The sequence below is a fragment of the Flavobacterium covae genome (assembly GCF_001534645.1).
GTDB lineage: Bacteria > Bacteroidota > Bacteroidia > Flavobacteriales > Flavobacteriaceae > Flavobacterium > Flavobacterium covae.
Genome location: NZ_CP013992.1, coordinates 443,032 through 459,722 on the forward strand (window position 1 = coordinate 443,032; position 16,691 = coordinate 459,722).

17 protein-coding genes are annotated in these 16,691 nt (G+C 30.2%); 11 read left to right on the top strand and 6 right to left on the bottom strand.

What is annotated here, in order from left to right; all coding sequences use genetic code 11:
* The first annotated feature begins 86 nt into the window (after positions 1-86).
* The 7 genes from AWN65_RS14985 to AWN65_RS01865 all read left to right on the top strand — a co-directional run bounded on the left by AWN65_RS14985 (position 87) and on the right by AWN65_RS01865 (position 4,704).
* Positions 87-893, top strand: a complete 807-nt coding sequence (locus AWN65_RS14985; RefSeq protein ID WP_060381610.1) for a hypothetical protein — start codon at positions 87-89, stop codon at positions 891-893.
* Positions 894-971: 78 nt separating this feature from the next.
* Positions 972-1,358 (top strand): hypothetical protein, encoded by a 387-nt coding sequence (locus tag AWN65_RS01835; protein WP_060381392.1) that lies wholly within the window; start codon positions 972-974, stop codon positions 1,356-1,358.
* Positions 1,359-1,601: 243 nt separating this feature from the next.
* Complete coding sequence (locus tag AWN65_RS01845; protein WP_060381394.1) at positions 1,602-1,814, top strand: hypothetical protein; 213 nt, start codon at positions 1,602-1,604, stop codon at positions 1,812-1,814.
* Positions 1,815-1,816: 2 nt separating this feature from the next.
* Positions 1,817-2,185 (top strand): hypothetical protein, encoded by a 369-nt coding sequence (locus AWN65_RS01850; protein ID WP_060381611.1) that lies wholly within the window; start codon positions 1,817-1,819, stop codon positions 2,183-2,185.
* Positions 2,186-2,197: 12 nt separating this feature from the next.
* Positions 2,198-3,175, top strand: a complete 978-nt coding sequence (locus AWN65_RS01855) for a zinc metalloprotease (protein ID WP_060381612.1) — start codon at positions 2,198-2,200, stop codon at positions 3,173-3,175.
* A gap of 1 nt (position 3,176) precedes the next feature.
* Positions 3,177-3,848: a hypothetical protein gene (locus AWN65_RS01860; protein ID WP_060381613.1), complete on the top strand. Its 672-nt coding sequence runs from the start codon at positions 3,177-3,179 to the stop codon at positions 3,846-3,848.
* A 292-nt stretch (positions 3,849-4,140) separates the two neighbouring features.
* Positions 4,141-4,704 (top strand): hypothetical protein, encoded by a 564-nt coding sequence (locus tag AWN65_RS01865; RefSeq protein WP_123884577.1) that lies wholly within the window; start codon positions 4,141-4,143, stop codon positions 4,702-4,704.
* A 366-nt stretch (positions 4,705-5,070) separates the two neighbouring features.
* Here the strand turns inward: AWN65_RS01865 and AWN65_RS01870 are convergent, their stop codons facing one another.
* The gene (locus AWN65_RS01870) at positions 5,071-6,696 is read right to left on the bottom strand and encodes a hypothetical protein (RefSeq protein WP_060381615.1); all 1,626 of its coding nucleotides are present in this window, start codon (positions 6,694-6,696) and stop codon (positions 5,071-5,073) included.
* Between the two features lie 132 nt (positions 6,697-6,828).
* On the opposite strand from AWN65_RS01870, the gene fabD reads away from it, so the two are divergent.
* Positions 6,829-7,698, top strand: a complete 870-nt coding sequence (fabD, locus tag AWN65_RS01875) for an ACP S-malonyltransferase (RefSeq protein WP_060381616.1) — start codon at positions 6,829-6,831, stop codon at positions 7,696-7,698.
* Positions 7,699-8,016: 318 nt separating this feature from the next.
* Here the strand turns inward: fabD and AWN65_RS01880 are convergent, their stop codons facing one another.
* From AWN65_RS01880 to AWN65_RS01895, 4 genes are all read right to left on the bottom strand, one after another.
* A complete protein-coding gene (locus tag AWN65_RS01880) occupies positions 8,017-9,888 on the bottom strand; it encodes a peptidase U32 family protein (RefSeq protein WP_060383796.1) in 1,872 nt (623 codons plus the stop codon).
* Between the two features lie 256 nt (positions 9,889-10,144).
* Positions 10,145-10,465, bottom strand: a complete 321-nt coding sequence (locus tag AWN65_RS01885) for a DUF6370 family protein (protein ID WP_060383797.1) — start codon at positions 10,463-10,465, stop codon at positions 10,145-10,147.
* Between the two features lie 249 nt (positions 10,466-10,714).
* On the bottom strand, positions 10,715-11,188 hold the full coding sequence (locus AWN65_RS01890) for a GNAT family N-acetyltransferase (RefSeq protein WP_060381617.1): 474 nt from the start codon (positions 11,186-11,188) through the stop codon (positions 10,715-10,717).
* Between the two features lie 18 nt (positions 11,189-11,206).
* On the bottom strand, positions 11,207-12,442 hold the full coding sequence (locus AWN65_RS01895; protein WP_060381618.1) for an MFS transporter: 1,236 nt from the start codon (positions 12,440-12,442) through the stop codon (positions 11,207-11,209).
* 138 nt (positions 12,443-12,580) lie between these two features.
* Here AWN65_RS01895 and AWN65_RS01900 point away from each other — a divergent pair, with 138 nt between their 5' ends.
* The 3 genes from AWN65_RS01900 to AWN65_RS01910 all read left to right on the top strand — a co-directional run bounded on the left by AWN65_RS01900 (position 12,581) and on the right by AWN65_RS01910 (position 14,798).
* Positions 12,581-13,651: a Ppx/GppA phosphatase family protein gene (locus AWN65_RS01900; protein WP_060383798.1), complete on the top strand. Its 1,071-nt coding sequence runs from the start codon at positions 12,581-12,583 to the stop codon at positions 13,649-13,651.
* 54 nt (positions 13,652-13,705) lie between these two features.
* Positions 13,706-14,356, top strand: a complete 651-nt coding sequence (locus tag AWN65_RS01905; RefSeq protein ID WP_060381619.1) for a queuosine precursor transporter — start codon at positions 13,706-13,708, stop codon at positions 14,354-14,356.
* A gap of 73 nt (positions 14,357-14,429) precedes the next feature.
* Positions 14,430-14,798, top strand: a complete 369-nt coding sequence (locus tag AWN65_RS01910) for a hypothetical protein (protein WP_060381620.1) — start codon at positions 14,430-14,432, stop codon at positions 14,796-14,798.
* 338 nt (positions 14,799-15,136) lie between these two features.
* Here AWN65_RS01910 and AWN65_RS15125 read toward each other — a convergent pair whose 3' ends face one another.
* Entirely contained in the window at positions 15,137-16,498 is a 1,362-nt protein-coding gene (locus tag AWN65_RS15125) for a hypothetical protein (RefSeq protein WP_063744209.1), read from the bottom strand.
* Positions 16,499-16,691 lie beyond the last annotated feature (193 nt).

The window sequence follows — 16,691 nt, forward strand, 5'->3', positions numbered from 1 at the left end:
CAAATAAAAGTAATTTGTTATGAGCAAGCAGAAGCAAGAGCAAAAGAACATGGAGAATTGGTCAAGATGGAGCCTCACTATGTGGAATGGCTTCATTATACAATGTATTGATAAAAAAAGATACATCAATTTATCTAAAAATAGCCAAAGAATTGTTTGGAAAGGGTGAAATAACTATTAATAATTTTAAAATTAAACCGCACGAAAAGGCGTATACTATGTATAATATGAACCCTAAAAGCTCAGATTATAAAAATGTGCAAATACCTGAAGTTGATTGGATTGTATTAGCAACGACTAGAAGTCGTGAAGCTTTCTTATTTAACAAACTAGTTTATAAAGGAATTGAAAAAAGCAATATGGATATGATAACCGCGGTAAACTGGCCTGAAATGATGCAACAAATGACAAAAAGTATTGCTAACTTTTCAACCGTGGAATTTTTTGGATTAAACAAATTCTTAATTCAACAAAAGAAGAGACCATTGGGAGGTAGAGTTTACGACTATTTTTCAGATAGTGATTTAGAAAAATTAATAGAAATTGATAAAAGTCATAAATTAGGGCATACAAACTTGATGATGATTGATGCCGATATGATTGATAACAAATCGAGTTACAACTCTCTTGTAGATATTGGAAATGATTCACACTGGGTAGTTTATGAAGGTCGCTTACAGTTTTATGATAAAAATGGAAAAGTAACGTCAGTATTAGATGATGTTGACTCGTTAACTTTTAGAATTTTTACGTGGGGATATAACCCTGTGGATTACAAAAATGAAAAAGGGAAACCAATGTGGGATAAAAATAGTGTTTTTCTTTTGGGTAATAACAGAATTTCAGTTAAATCTTTTAAATCCAACTATTATGGTTATATCGAGGTATATTAAATTTTATTATTTATCATTTTTTTTATTTTATTAAGTTGTGATAATTATGAAACTATAAACGATTCTTTTAATTCTATAATGATAACAAATTGGGATTCTGATGAAGATTCTTTAAAAATTGACTTTTTTAAATACAAAAAAGGAAGTAACTTCAAAATAGTTGAATCTAAAAATTCTGATTTTATTATTGAAAACAATAAATCCCTAAAAATATTATATTTAACTCCAAAATTCAAAAATGAAGGAGAAATAAATTCGGATATTGTTTTAACAATAAACGATAGTTTGAAATATAAGTTTGAAAATATACAATCAATTAGAGACACTACCCATTTATCATTTACTTTAGGAAGACGATATACTATTTTTTATAAAATCAATGCTACAGTAAATAATCAAATTATAAAAGGGGAAGATTCTTTTATTGTATTGGATTCAAAATCTTCATTAAAAATAAAGAAATAACAACACCTAAAAACAGTTAGTACTAGGAGCAATGTACATTGACAGTGAAATTTCTGGTTATGAAACAGGCGGAAATGACAATAAAGTAATACAAACGCGAAGCGGATGTAAAGTCATCATTAACGACGCACAAGGTAGCATTCACCTTGAAGTCCCAAGCGGCAACACTTGGACAATGGATAGACAAGGGAATATTAGTGTGAATGCGCCAAAAAACTTTACAAAAACGAAACCATTGGAGCCATGAAAAATACTACAGTTGCAATGGATATGATGACGATAGTAACAGGTAAGTTGACGGAAGTTATTCAAGGAGATGTGCATAGTGAGACTAAAAAAGGCAAGACCTCCGTTAGCTCAGATAAAGGAATGGATATAACAAGTACAAAAAAATTAAATAAACATTCAGGCGAAGAAGTTCAAATAAATTCAGCTAATAAATCTAAGCAATATTAATTATGAGTAGAACTAGAATTGTTGGAGGGAAAATTACAGAAATTGTTGGAGGTGAATATAACATTTATTCTGAAGGACCTATTACTTTAACTTCTTTAGAAGGAAGTGTTAATATAACCGCCAAAAAAGATATAAAATATGGTGAGCCTGAAAGCCCTCCTATAGGCCCAAACCCCGAGATTAAACCTAAATGTTTAGTCTATTTTAGACCACACGATAATTATGATGGTGAATTTGGTTTTGATTGGCTTCGGACTGGAGATACAAAAAAGAAAGGAGATACTTGGTTTGGTAATATTATGGGAAAATATTATGAAAGCGACAATGTAACCGTTTTTAAAGACACTAATCATTGGAATGTCAATTTTTAAAAAAACCTTCGAATGTATGATCGTTTACTACGTGATTATACCCTTTTTAACATTCCTTGGAAACAAAAAATAGGAAAAAATGCTTTTATATACCCCACACCAATAATAACTTTACTAGAAGGTAAAACGGCAACTTTCAATTTAAAAATAGAAATAGAGGAATTACCCAAAAAACTAACACTTGAGTTTAAAGAAAAAGAAGCCACAAAATATTTGTCATTAAATGTACAGCAAATAAGCGGTTTGAATAAAGGCAAGAACACCAAATCTAATTTTTTAAAAATAACCTGTAACAAAGCCTTTGACACAACGCAAACCTTATATGTAAAAGCAGATGGTGAAATTTGTGGCACTTTAAAAATACACCCCAATACTCCTAAATTTCAAAAGAAGATTAATGTGGTGTTTGTAAAAGTAAAAACGGATATAAACGAGGTTGAAGTTAAGGGAGAACCAATAGCTGGTGGACAAGATTTTTTTAAAAAATGTTTAAATCAAGCATTGATAACCCCTAAAATAGAAACTGCAATTATAGATTGTAAAGGAAACTTACTATGGAATACTTTTAAAAATAAATTTTGTACCTATGGACAAATTAATAAAAACAAAAAAGGGTACAAAGTAACTAAAGATAGTGGGCTTAGAAGTTATTTAGAGCAAAAATTAAAAGATCAATTTGGTAATAAATATAACGGTTATTATACTGTGTTTTTTATAGGCGAAAAAGCGGACTGGAATGGTTTCTCCTATTTCAATAGTACTTTTGGAGTTTATTTTGATGGTCATAACAGAGGTACACTAGCCCACGAATTAATGCACGCTATGAGCCTAGCACATACATTTGATGGGGTATCAGCTTCAGCTAAATTTACTTACCAAGCTAGAACTACTGATAATATTATGGATTATAGTCATCAATTAACTCCTCCCATTGATCGAAAAGTAATCTATCACTGGCAATGGAAAGTATTAAACTCCAAAATTTTATAATATGAAGGCATTCTTAAAAATTTTACTTTTAACTCTCCTAACAAGCCTATTTGCTTGTAAAGGACAAAATAAAAACAAAATGATAGAGAAATTAGATATAAAAGAATTAGAAAAAGAGGGCACAAAAACACCAATAAATAATACGGAATATTCGTATGAGCTTAATAAACAATTTAATGATGGTTCTTCGTATAATTTGTCTGGAAGTAAAACAGAAGGAGGATATGTTAAAAAAGAAAAACTCCCAAATCCATCATTTCTTAAAATTTATAAAGAATTTTATGTGAATGGTAATCTCAAACGTAAAGAAACTTACATAGGAGAAAATGTTAAAATAGGCATTTCTGAATATTATGATGAAGATGGTACTTTAGATAAAAAGATAAATGAAGATGAAAAATTTGGTAAAATTAAATATACAGATTGTTTAGCATTTTTAGAGAAAAAGGGCTATATCGATTTAAAAACAGGTAAAGGAAGAGAAGACAAAGATGGCAGACCACTCTTCGAATTTTATTTCAATGATGAAGAGGGGCATAAATCTTGGGTAATTTCTATTATCAAAGGAAAGCCCAATAATGCGATACCTACAGGTCCAGGGGAACCACTAGATGCTTTACCTTTAGATTTTATAATGGATGGAGAAACAGGAAAAATAACTGAAGAAAAATAATAAATAATTAGGCTTTCAAAATAACTGAAAGCCTTTTTAATGATATTTCATAGCATACATTTGATGGACTTTCTATCACTGCAAAATTTACATATATGGCTGGTCAAACAGATAATATTATGGATTATTCCCATCAGCCACAATTTGGTAATATCAGAAGGAAAATAATTTACCATTGGCAATGGAAACTTTTAAATTCCAAAATTTTATAACGATGAGAACATTTTTAAAAATTTTACTTTTAACTCTCCTAATAAGCTTAGTAACTTGTAAAGGACAAACTAAAAATACTATGATTGAAAAATTTGATTTTGAAGTGTATAAAAAAACAGAATATGGTGAAAATAGATATTTAAAAAATGATGGGTTTGAAATTATTGAAATGGCTTTTATAAAGGATAAAAAAGGTTTTCAAAGAGAATTTGAGCCTAAACCATCTTTTAAAAAAATCTATAAAAGGTTTTATGGTAATGGTAATCTAAATAGTAAAGAAACTTACATAGGAGAAAATGTCAAAATAGGTATTTCTGAATATTATAATGAAGACGGTACTTTAGATAAAAAAGTAAATGAAGACGAAAAATTTGGTAAAATTAAATATACCGATTGTCTAGCTTTTTTAGAGAAAAAGGGCTATATCGATTTAAAAACAGGAAAAGGAAGAGAAGATAAAGATGAAAGACCTTTATTCGAATTATATTTTAATGATGAAAAAGGTCATAAATCTTGGGTAATCTCTATTATCAAAGGAAAACCTAATAATTTACCACCAGATCATATAGGCGAACCATTAGATGCTTTACCTTTAGATTTTATAATGGATGGAGAAACAGGAAAAATAACTGAAGAAAAATAATAAATAATTAGGCTTCCAAAAATAACTGGAAGCCTTTTTAATAATATTTATCAGCATATCTTTATAGGGTGACTGTTGTGGCAAAATTATTTTTATTGGTCTGTACGCGCAGATGCATTTGGACTTAATGAGCGTACAAATGCCTTAGGGATAGAACCTGATCCACAAATTTTTGACAAATGCAAACGAGAAATACAAAATGGAATTAAGTTGTAGCTATTACATATTACATCTAAAAAATGATTCTTCATAAATTCTTCTAGTCAACCCAAAGGAGTAGTTAAATAAATTACAGATAATAATCCTAATTTGTTTGACTTCTCTTTAAGATTGGAAGTTGAAATGTTAATTCGTTTAGAACCTGTTTTATTTTTCTAACGAAAGATTTTTAAAATTAGATACATCTATAACCTCTTCAGTATCCGTATCATAAGTGATTTCTACCTTATCTCCCACGTGTGTAATGGGCAATTGATTAGACAATTGTGAAGAACCAATAAATATTTTGTTTTCTCCTTGTATGGTAAAGTAGTAAAAACTATTGCCATTTTTGACATCGTTTTGTATACGAGTGACTACTGATTTAACCGTTTTTTTATCTGTTGCGGTTTCTAATTTTATCCCATCACCTGACATATTATAAGCATTTTTATAAGCCATTAGGGTTTCACGCATTGTATTTCCTACGCCAACAATAGTATAATCATGAATAGAAACCATAGCAAACATTTTTACTAAACCGCCTCTATCTTTTAACGTCATAACGTAAGTAGGGATATTGTTAATATTATACGGAATAGGTAATGACGCGTTATATCCTTTTTCCTGTACTTTTCCTTGGGCTGAATTTTGTGCTGCAAATTCCGTTGCTCCACTCTGCTTATAAAATGTAGCTTGTTTAGTACGAGTATCTACTAATACAAACCCTACAGATGATTCATCTTTCCCTACAGAAGTTAAACCCGTGTACCAATAAGATTTATTATCTTTACCATATACTAAGCTCATTCCTTCAGTAATTTTTAGTTTATCAGCATTAGAAAAATTCCAATAGCCATGTACGAACTCGCCCCAGTCATTTAACTGATCTTCAATAAAACCAATAGGTTGTATACGATCTACCCATTGAGGAGTATTGGTTATAGCATATTCTTTTATAATGCCTGTCTGTGCATCTACTACCAAGACACCAGTAGCATCATTCCCAGTAAATCCTATTTTTTTATCATATTTAGTTACCACCCAAAATGGTTTTCCTGTATCATCTACTTCAAAAGTAAAATCTGTTAATCCAGTAGACGTATAGCCATTAAAATAAATATGTCTACGTATTTCATCTCCCAAATAGGCACTTGGTTGATATTTAATTTTAATGGATTTTCCACTATTATTTTGTACTAATTGCACATCGCGCTCATTTGTTGCTGAAACCATTACATAACCATCAGTTCCTTCTGTATTATTTAACCATTTAAAAAAACCAGAATGAAGTAAAGGAGCAACCCAGTACAATTTATTGTTTATTTTTTGAATATAAAATTCGCCTAAATGCACTTGACTCCCTAAAGCAGGTTGCGAACCTAGTATTTTTTCGCCTAATAAATAAGCAAGATCTTCATCTACTACACGAATTTCATTTAATGAAATAGGTGCTATATGTTTTGAAATTTTATCGCCATTACTTACTTTACCTATTAATTCTTGATGTTTTTCAGTTTGTATCAAACGGGAACTAAAAATAGGGAATATAAATATATATACTAATAATATTCCTATAATATACAACCATATACTTGAAGGTAGATTTATCATTTTAACTTGCTTTCCATCGCGAGAAATCTGAAGTTTTGTAGAAAGAATCATCCATACAAAAACTAGAATTAAAAGTAAAAAAGGAAGTTCAACAAAACCGTAATTTAATACCGGTAAATTAAAATAAACAAGTAGGCAGCCCAATACAATTAGGATAAATCCTTTTATAAAATAATTCATACACATTTTTTTGATTAGCCGTTAGACGCAATTCATAGAGAATAGTTACAAAAATTGGTTTCAATAATTTTATGTATTTTTGTTTCGAATTATTTTCAATAATTCTACATTTAAACATAAAAAAATATTTTAATGAAAGCATACGTTTTCCCAGGTCAAGGAGCACAATTTACCGGAATGGGTAAAGATTTATACGAATCTTCCGAATTAGCGAAAGAATTATTTGAAAAAGCGAATCAAATTTTAGGCTTCCGTATTACAGACATTATGTTTGAAGGGACTACAGAAGAATTAAAAGAAACGAAAGTAACGCAACCTGCTGTTTTTTTACATTCAGTCATTTTAGCCAGAGTTTTAGATGTAAAACCTGATATGGTAGCAGGGCATTCATTAGGCGAATTTTCTGCTTTAGTAGCTAATGGAACATTGTCATTTGAAGATGGATTAAAATTAGTTTCGCAACGTGCCTTAGCTATGCAAGAAGCGTGTGAAATTACTCCTTCTACAATGGCAGCAGTTTTAAATCTAGAAGATACCGTTGTTGAGGATATTTGTGCTTCTATAGACGGTGTGGTAGTTGCTGCTAATTACAACTGTCCTGGGCAGTTGGTTATTTCAGGCGAATTAAAAGCAGTAGAAATGGCCTGTGAGAAAATGAAAGAAGCAGGTGCAAAACGAGCCTTAATTTTACCTGTAGGAGGAGCTTTTCACTCTCCTATGATGGAACCTGCAAGAGAAAAATTAGCCGCAGCTATTGAGGCAACTCCTTTTAACACTCCTTCTTGTCCTGTATATCAAAATGTAACGGCTAATGCGGTAAGCGATCCAACTGAAATTAAGAAGAATTTAATTGCTCAGTTAACAGGTGCTGTCAAATGGACTCAGTCTGTAAACCAGATGATTGCAGATGGGGCAACTAGTTTTACGGAAGTAGGGCCAGGCAAAGTATTAGTAGGATTAGTAAACAAAATCAATAAAGAAATGACTACTCTTTCTGCTTAATCGTATTCTTTTATATAAAAAAGCTTATGTGTTTTATCTTGATTAAAATAACAAATAATTAAGAGAGCTTAATTATAGTATTTTGTGTAAAAACTCTTACTTTATTTAGAATTAGGGTAAAACATATTAGACAGAAATGGTCTTATATTAAAAAAGTAGGGGTTTAAAAGGTTGTAATCTTCTATTTTCGATCAAAGGGATCTTTGAAGGAATTAAACAGGTAAAGAAAATCAGATAGTATTAATAATGTGATTTCTCTTGTCATTGAAGAAACAGGCTAAACGTTGAGTTACTACTTTTTAACCCCCTACTTTTTTATCAATGAAAATGATCTTCTTCAATTTCAAATTCGGCATCTTTTTCCCAAATTTCCATTTCACAAGGTTTGCAGTTGAATTTTAATTTATATTCTAATTCGCCTTGTTTTAAGACTAAAGGTTCTTTAAGTTTTTGATCCATGTTTTCCCGATGGTATTTAGGACAACGTTCTAATTCGTATTTAATACAATATTTTGTTGTCATTACACGTGATTTTCCTGGATCCCATTGTAGTTCAAATGCTTTTTCTATTTCAGTAACTCCATGACGTTCATAAAACTTACGAGCGGTTTTGTTTGCTACATTATACGTGAAATCTAATTTAGTTTCAGGATAAGGATGTGATGTTTTTTCTAATTGAAATTCTTTACGATTGTAGTTTTCTAAACGAATTGTTGATAATTGTTCGTATACATTTCTGCGCATCTCATTGATTTTAGAAATAGGAAGAAACCAGTTTTCAGAGAACTCAATAGTTATTTCATCTGCTGTATAAGGGGTAAATCCTGTTTTGGCTAAATTTATTTTAAAATTTTCTTCTATTGATTCACCATTTTTAGTCTTTTCTTTAGGATGTACTAATTGAACGGTGCTTATGTTACCGTCTTCATCGGTAGCAATTAATTCAAAACCATTTTCATTTTCTTTTAATAGTAATGAAGTACTGATTTTTCTGATTGCGCTGTCTTCTCTTTCTACTAATTTGATAAAGGCAGCATCATTATTACGATAAATTTCGGTTCCAGGAGGTATTTCCTTTAGTACATTAGGGTATATGATACCATTTTCAGCCTTATTTACATAGATACCTTCTGCTATTTTATCTTCGTTGATATAACAAAGACCATCGCCGTTATTTAATAATTCGCCATTTTCAATAATATAGGAATTGCCAACGGTTTTAATAAGCTTGCCAATGTATTGTCCTTTAGATTTTGGACTGTCCCAAGAACCAATGGATTGGTGTCTTTCGTTTACAAAATAGTCTGTATAACCACGATTAAAGGTACGTGTTAGTTCTGAATCAAAAGTATAGGTGCAACTTCCAGAAGAAGCTTTTGTGTATTTTTCGTTATTTTCAGCCAAGAAAGTATCTAATTTTTTACGTAAAAAAGAAACATTATTTTTTACATACACAACATCTTTTAGACGACCTTCGATTTTAAAGGAGCAAATTCCTGCTTCTACTAAATTAGGTATTTGGTTTGTTACATCAAAATCTTTAATAGATAATAGATGACTATTACGAATTAAAGTTTCTCCATGACCATCAATTAAATTATAAGGTAAACGGCAGTTTTGTGCGCAGGATCCTCTATTGGCTGAACGTTCTCCATTTGCTACACTCATATAACAATTTCCGCTAAATGAAACGCACAAAGCACCTGTTACGAAAAACTCTAACTCAACATCAGTGGCTTCACTGATTTCTTTAATTTGATGTAAATTTAATTCGCGTGCTAAAACTACACGTTGAATACCAGCATCGGCTAAAAATTTAATTTTTTTAGGATCTCGATTGTTGGCTTGTGTACTTGCATGAAGAGGTATAGGAGGGAGATCAAGTTCTAATACGCCCATATCTTGAACAATAAGTGCGTCAACACCTATTTCATATAGTTTCCAAATTAATTGACGACAAGTTTCTAATTCACCATCATAAATGATGGTATTGATTACCACAAAAACTTGCACATTATAAAGATGTGCGTACTGAACCAAAGCAGCTACATCTTCAATAGAGTTATTTGCGTTAGAACGTGCACCAAATTGCGGAGCACCTACATACACAGCATCAGCACCAGCATTTATGGCGGCAATACCCGTAGTTAAATCTTTTGCGGGAGCTAAAATTTCAATCTTTCTTTTCATTGCTAAAAACATATCTTTCGGGAATTATACCGAAAAAAGGTGTGCAAAGTTCTGAAAAAAAAGTAACATTTAAATATAGATTCTGTTTTTTAGATTTTAAAAAATAATTGAAGGTCTATTAACTAGAGTTTATTCTGGATTATGTGTTATAAATTTGTTCAGGATAAAAATAACTTTGAATTTTTAAAAATACTCTATTTTTTGTACTTAGTGCATCTGTGGAGTTTTTTATGTATTTTTATTTTTATTACAAAGGCTAACGAATAATTTGGGTTAAATTGAATTTTTTTGCTAGAAATTTTCCTTGGTGTAATGTTCCTGAAACTTTGGCTTTTCTTATTGTGTTACAAAACCCATTGCTAGCATGTGCATCTCCATGATCATCTATGTGAGAGCCAACAACAGTGTATACTTTGTTTTGATAACGAATGGTTAGGATGCAGTCTTTGTCTTTTGTCCCAAATTGGCATAGTCCACAAGACGCATCTACTTCTTGGTCTTTTAATTTTTCTTTTTTCTCTTGTGCGGATAGGCTAAATATAAAGAGTATTATAGTAAGAAAGAGTGTTTTTTTCATTAAAAATGTTTTTAGTTTTTTGAATTTCACAGCGTTTGGGTCCACATTTGAGTCTTTTAGGACCACAAGAAGAAACCATCGTTAGAAGTGCTAATAATAATAAATGTTTCATAATAAAATGAATTGCTTTTAATATCAAATATAAGAAATATTGGTGTAAAAAAAGCCACCTCATTTGAGGTGACTTTAAAAAGTTTTTAGAATCTAATTAGCTTTTGAATAAACAGGAACCTAAAAAATACAAAAATCTTACCTATAGTCATTTAAAAGCAATTTGAAAGTAAGGTAATTAGCTAAAAAGTTGCTTTCTAAAAACCCTTTTTTCTTATATAATTTTATGGCAGGAAAATTATCTCTAGTCGTATACAAGGACAATTCGTTTGCTTTAGTTGATAAAGCAAATTGTATAGTATGATCTAATAAAGATTCTCCTATTTTTTCTCTTCTCTTATTTTCATCAACATACAAATAAGCAATATGCCAATCGTATGCTAGTTTTGATATGATACTTCTTTTTGTTAATAACAAAATGAAACCAACAATTTGTTCATCAATTTTAGAGATATAAATCTTGCATTGATTTCGTTCTAATTTGTATTGAAGTAAAGGCAGAGACCCATTGCCTCCTCCTAGAAACTCATCGAGAACAAGCCCTGATTTTAAAATAATATTTTCAACTTTGGCAAATTCTTGAATCCCTACTTCGTGGATTGCCCCAAGCATAACAGTTTGTTTAAAGCATTATTTAAAGAATGAATTTACAATGGCTGCTTTCTTATCTCTTCGTTCCTTTATAACTAAGTTAATCAAAAAATAAGAAAGTATTGCTCCTGTTATTCCTAATACAATGTTTAAAAAGAAATTTGTGTTATATCCCAATTTATGAATTATGAATAAACTTAATTTGGCACTTAAAAACTGAGCTATCCCATAACACATTTGAAAATAAGATAAAAATTTAGCTTCCATTTTTTTATAAGAACGCTCAAGAACAAAGTCAGCAGCAAAAGGGAAGGTGAGCATAACACCAAAACTAATAAACAATAAGGCAAGAAAAACACCTATGGTTTGTTGTAAAAGAACTAAGATTAAATAACCAAAAACCATTAAAATTAATCCGTAAAGAATAGCATTTAGTGTTTTTATACCCTTGTTTTTAATGTATGAAACAACCGCTACTTCTAGTAAGAATAAAATTAATCCATAAAATACTAATGTATAGGTATTGAACGTAGGGGATTGTTTTAGAATATCTGTATAGTATAATGGTAAAACAGAAAATATTTGAAAAAATATGATGCCTGTAATAACGGTTATCAAACAATGTATTAATAATAATTTATCTTTTAGGAAAACAAATTTTTCTTCATTTAAATTAGAGAAAGTTAATTTGTGTAATAGCTTTTTTTCTTTTACAAAAGTTACAAAAAATAATACAGCAGCAATAGATGATAAACCATCAATATAAAATAATAAGTAATAACCAATAGTAGCAATAGAGATACCTGCAATGATAGGAGATATTATAAAACCAAAATTAGAAGCTGTTCTCATAAGAGAAAAAGCTTTAATTCGGTCTTCTTTTTTAACAAAATCTTTTAATGTAGCCATCATAGAAGGTCTAAACATATCTGCGACAACATTTAAAAGAAAAACAGTAAAACATAAAGAATAAAAATTCTTTACAAATTGTAAGCTAAATAGAATTACACCATTAAAAAACATACTGCAAATCATGAGTTTGTAGCTGCTGATGTTTTTTGAAATTTTTCCCACAAGAAAAGTACCGACGATAGAACCAGCACCAAAGCACATCATAATGGTTCCTATTTCTGTATAGCTAAATTTTAAATCTTCATATAGATATTTAGACATGAAAGGAACAACCATTGCACCCATTCTATTGATTAATATCATAAAGAAAAAAAACCAAACTTCTCTTGGTAAAGTTTTGAAGTCCTTTAAAATTGAATTCATATACAAGTTAAGTTTAAATGTTACGCAAATTTAAAAAGTAAATGGTGTAAAATCCTATAAAAACCATAGAAATATTTCTACTTTTATTTTTGCTTTTGTATCTAAAAATGCTTAAAATTGAGCATGAAATTCAAGAGTATGAAAATTAAAAAATTAATTACACATTTTTTTTTGTTTGCAAGTGTTACTTTGTCTATTGCTCAGAGTAAGAACCTTTATGGAGGAATAGAAATTGGGGGCAAAGGAGTTAAGGTATCTGTTATAGATGTTGATAATATTAAAAAAGGCGATTATGAAATAAAATCCTTTTGGACAGATAATATTGGTATAGCAAAAGGAATATCAATAGATGGAAAATTACTTAATGAAGACATTGCAAAAGCTGTTGAAATTGTAACAGCGGATTTTTTAAAAATAAAAAATGAATTTCATGTACCAGTAGAAAATATTTTTGTAGTAGGATCTTCTGGAGTAGCACAAGCAAAGAATACAAACGAATTAACAGAAAAAATAAAAACAGTCATCAATAAAGATTTAGAATTTATTACAGCAAATAATGAAGGTAAAATGTTGATGAGAGGATTAATTCCTGCTGAAAACTATGCTACTTCTATGGTGTTAGATATTGGAGGAGGAAATACAAAAGGAGGTTATATAGATGTTCTTAACAACGAAAACTTCGTGTTCTTTCCTATTAATTTAAATTATGGAACGATAACCCTTACTGAGGCAATTAACAAAAGAACAAAATCAAGCTCCCTTTCTGATTTTACTGAGAAAGCATTTGGTTTTCTACCAGAATTACGAGATCAAGTAAGAGCTATGTATAATTCAGGTAAAAATGCTTTAGATAAACCTAATATATATCTTTCAGGAGGATCCGTTTGGGCCTTTTATACACTGTATAATGGTTTAGCTAAAGAAAATTTTAATGAATTTAAATTAGAAGATGTTATTAATTACGATGCAATCTTAAAAAATAATTTTAAAAAGTTTGAAGAATTAGCTAAAAAAGATCCAGAAATAGATAAAGTGTTAAAAACATATTCACAAAAGCATTTAATATCGGGAAGTAATATATTAATAGTCGCTCTTGAAGCAATTCCTAACATAGATGAAAAGAAATTATATTTTGCAAAACAAGGACATATTGCTTGGCTAGTTTCTTATGTAGCAGAATATTCAAAAAAAGTAAAAAAAATTTGGTAATCTTTAGATTGCCAAATTTTTTTGTTTAATTAGAAATTATAGATTTTCTTATATATGTTTAAGAATCGAGAACAACTTTTATTTACCATTTTAGCAGGTATATTTATAACGAATGCCGTAGTTGCAGAATTAATAGGAGGCAAATTAATCCAGATAGGTCCTTTTGTGATGAGTATTGGTATATTGCCTTGGCCTATTGTTTTTTTAACAACAGATTTAATTAATGAATATTTTGGAGAAAAAGGAGTTCGTAAACTTTCATACATAACAGCAAGTCTTATTGTTTATTCGTTTGTAGTACTTTTTATGGCTATTTCAATTCCGTCTGCAAAAGGAATTAGCCCTGTTGATGATGCTCAGTTTATTGCTGTTTTTGGGCAAAGTATGTGGATTATTGTAGGGAGTGTTGTAGCTTTTATTTGCTCTCAATTAATAGATGTCAGTATTTTTCATCTTGTAAAACAAAAAACTGGAAATTCTAAAATTTGGCTACGAGCAACAGGGTCAACAATGATATCTCAGCTAGTAGATTCTTTTGTAGTTTTAGGAATTGCATTCTGGTTGCCAGGGAAAATAAATTTCGAAACCTTTATATCTTCTGCCTTAACAGGTTATACAATTAAATTGAGTTTGGCTATCTTGTTAACTCCCCTGATATATTTAAGTCACTACCTAATTAAAAAATATCTTAAAGAAGATTCATGAAAAATGATTAAAAACTTTAGTCCCCAAAAAAATCATATTCCTTACATTTGCTACCCAAAAAAAATAATTTAAAATGGCTGATCTACTTACAGAATTTGGTGATTCTATCGCTAAAAATTTACCAGGCTTTATAGCGGTTAGTATTCTTGATATTCATAAAGGAATCATTTATCATTCAAAATCCGTTTTAAAGGATTATAATATAGATCTTGATTCTAATTATATTTTAGAAATGGTTCGTGCTAAACTAAACGGAATTCATGCACTAAAACAAAATCAATACGTTCAAGATATAACAATTACGTTAACTTCACAATATCATGTTATTGATATTTCAAATAATCATGAGTTTTTAATTTATCTTGTGGTAGATGCCTCTGAAGCGAATTTAACTATGACAAAGGCATTGTTGAATAAATATAAGAAAAGTATTAGTTTGTAAAATCAAAACCCAAGTATACGTTATTATATTTTGTAATGAAAGGGAAAATATAAGGAAATAAAAAAACTAGATCTTTTCTGGAGATGTATTGAGAACAAAAAAAGAGTGTTTTTTTAGATTCAATGCCTTTTTTTGTAAGAAAATTTTATTACGCAATTTGGGACAAAAGAAGGCACATTCAGAAGTAACCTCACTTTTGTAAAAAAATAAAACAATGACCCATTTTGATTTACAAATTTGGGTCATTTTTGTTTTTTAAAGGATTCAAATGTTTAAAAATAGGTTTTTGGGTCGCAACACGACGCACGTTCCCCTATGATGCTGGTCTTACATTTTTTTTATGCTACTAAAGTTTGCTGTTGTAGATAAATCCGTCTCCCTATTTCTAATGCATTGGCTGTGTGAATGCCAAAGAAAATCCAAAGGATCTCACTTTTTTGGGTTTTGGCTTTGATTTTCTTGAGATGGTAATGTTCCTTCTCCTTGCCAAAACTTCCTTCTAGTCGAGTAGCTCGTTCTTTCTTGATGTGTTGCGCTAAAATTTTGCGTTGTTCTTCATTTTTTCCAGCTTTTCCTTTACGTACAAAATCGGTTTGGATAGTATTGGTAGACGTGAAGGTTCGATTTTTATTGGTAGCATAAATGGCATCGGCTCCAAGTATTTTTACTTTTGTTTTAGTTAAATTCTGAGCGCAAAAAACACTGCTTTGCAGACGAGTTCCTTCGTTGAAAGCTCGATATTGAATGTGTTCGATGAAGTTAATGCCATCGATTTGAATTTTGTTTACTTTGGCTCCAAATTCAACTTGCTTTACTTCTTTCCCGCGAACAATTGGGCGGATATAACTTTTGCTAATACTTACAATCCTGTCTGGAACACTTTTACCAGTTTTAAATATCTGAATTTGTTGTTTGTATACTTGTTTGATAATCAGGCGCTGTTTGCTATATTTTGTAGTGGCTTCAAACGGATTTTGTGCTTCAATACGGCTAAGTTCGCCATTGAGTTTGTATAATAATTTAAGTAAACCTCGGGTAACTTTTGTGCGATGTTTTGATTGTTTTTTTCTCTTTTTTGAATATTGATTGTATCGCTTACACCAATCTAAATATTTAGTTCTTGGTAGTTTTATTTTAAACAAATGACACAAAGCTTCCATTTGCTTATAATTCCACTGTACACACTCCCAAAGCAATTTCTGGTTCGTAGGAAAGCGCACTTCACTCTCGTAACAAGTAGCATCCGTAAGCATTTTATCTAAATCTCCCATATAAGGAATCCAGTTCTTAGCTAGTACTTCTTGAGCTTTGCCAATGGTTAAAGTCTTGGATAGCTCCATTCTGATTTGACTCACGATTTTAAAGTTTTTCAAAGGTTTATCAATCGGAATCAGAATATCACAAAAAAATTGCATAAAGATATTTCCATTGAGAAGTTCAATCAACTTTTTATCCGAACAACCGTAGTAGTTTTTAAGCATCATCAGAGCAATTTTGCCTTTAGGACTAAAATAACAATGAGTCCCTTTTTGAGAATCTTTCAGTTTGAAGGCTTGAGCAAGCTCTGAAAAAGGCATCGAAAGATAAATTTTACCCAAATCTGTTTTTAAAAATTGGGCGTAAAAACCATCAAAATCTTTATTGATAGTAAAAAATGGAATTTGGTATTGAAATTCGCTTAAACGTATTATTTTTGGCATAGCATTTAAAGAAAAACCCCGTTTTTGACTCTTTTTGAGCAATTTCGGGGTTTGTTTCTTCTAAAATAACACTTATTTTGTTGATATGCAAGTGTTTGGGTAATTATGAATGTGCCAAAGAAGTCCTAAAATAAAAGAAGTTCTATATTAAAGAGTATAAATGGTTTCTTTAATTGATACTTCTTTTTTTAGG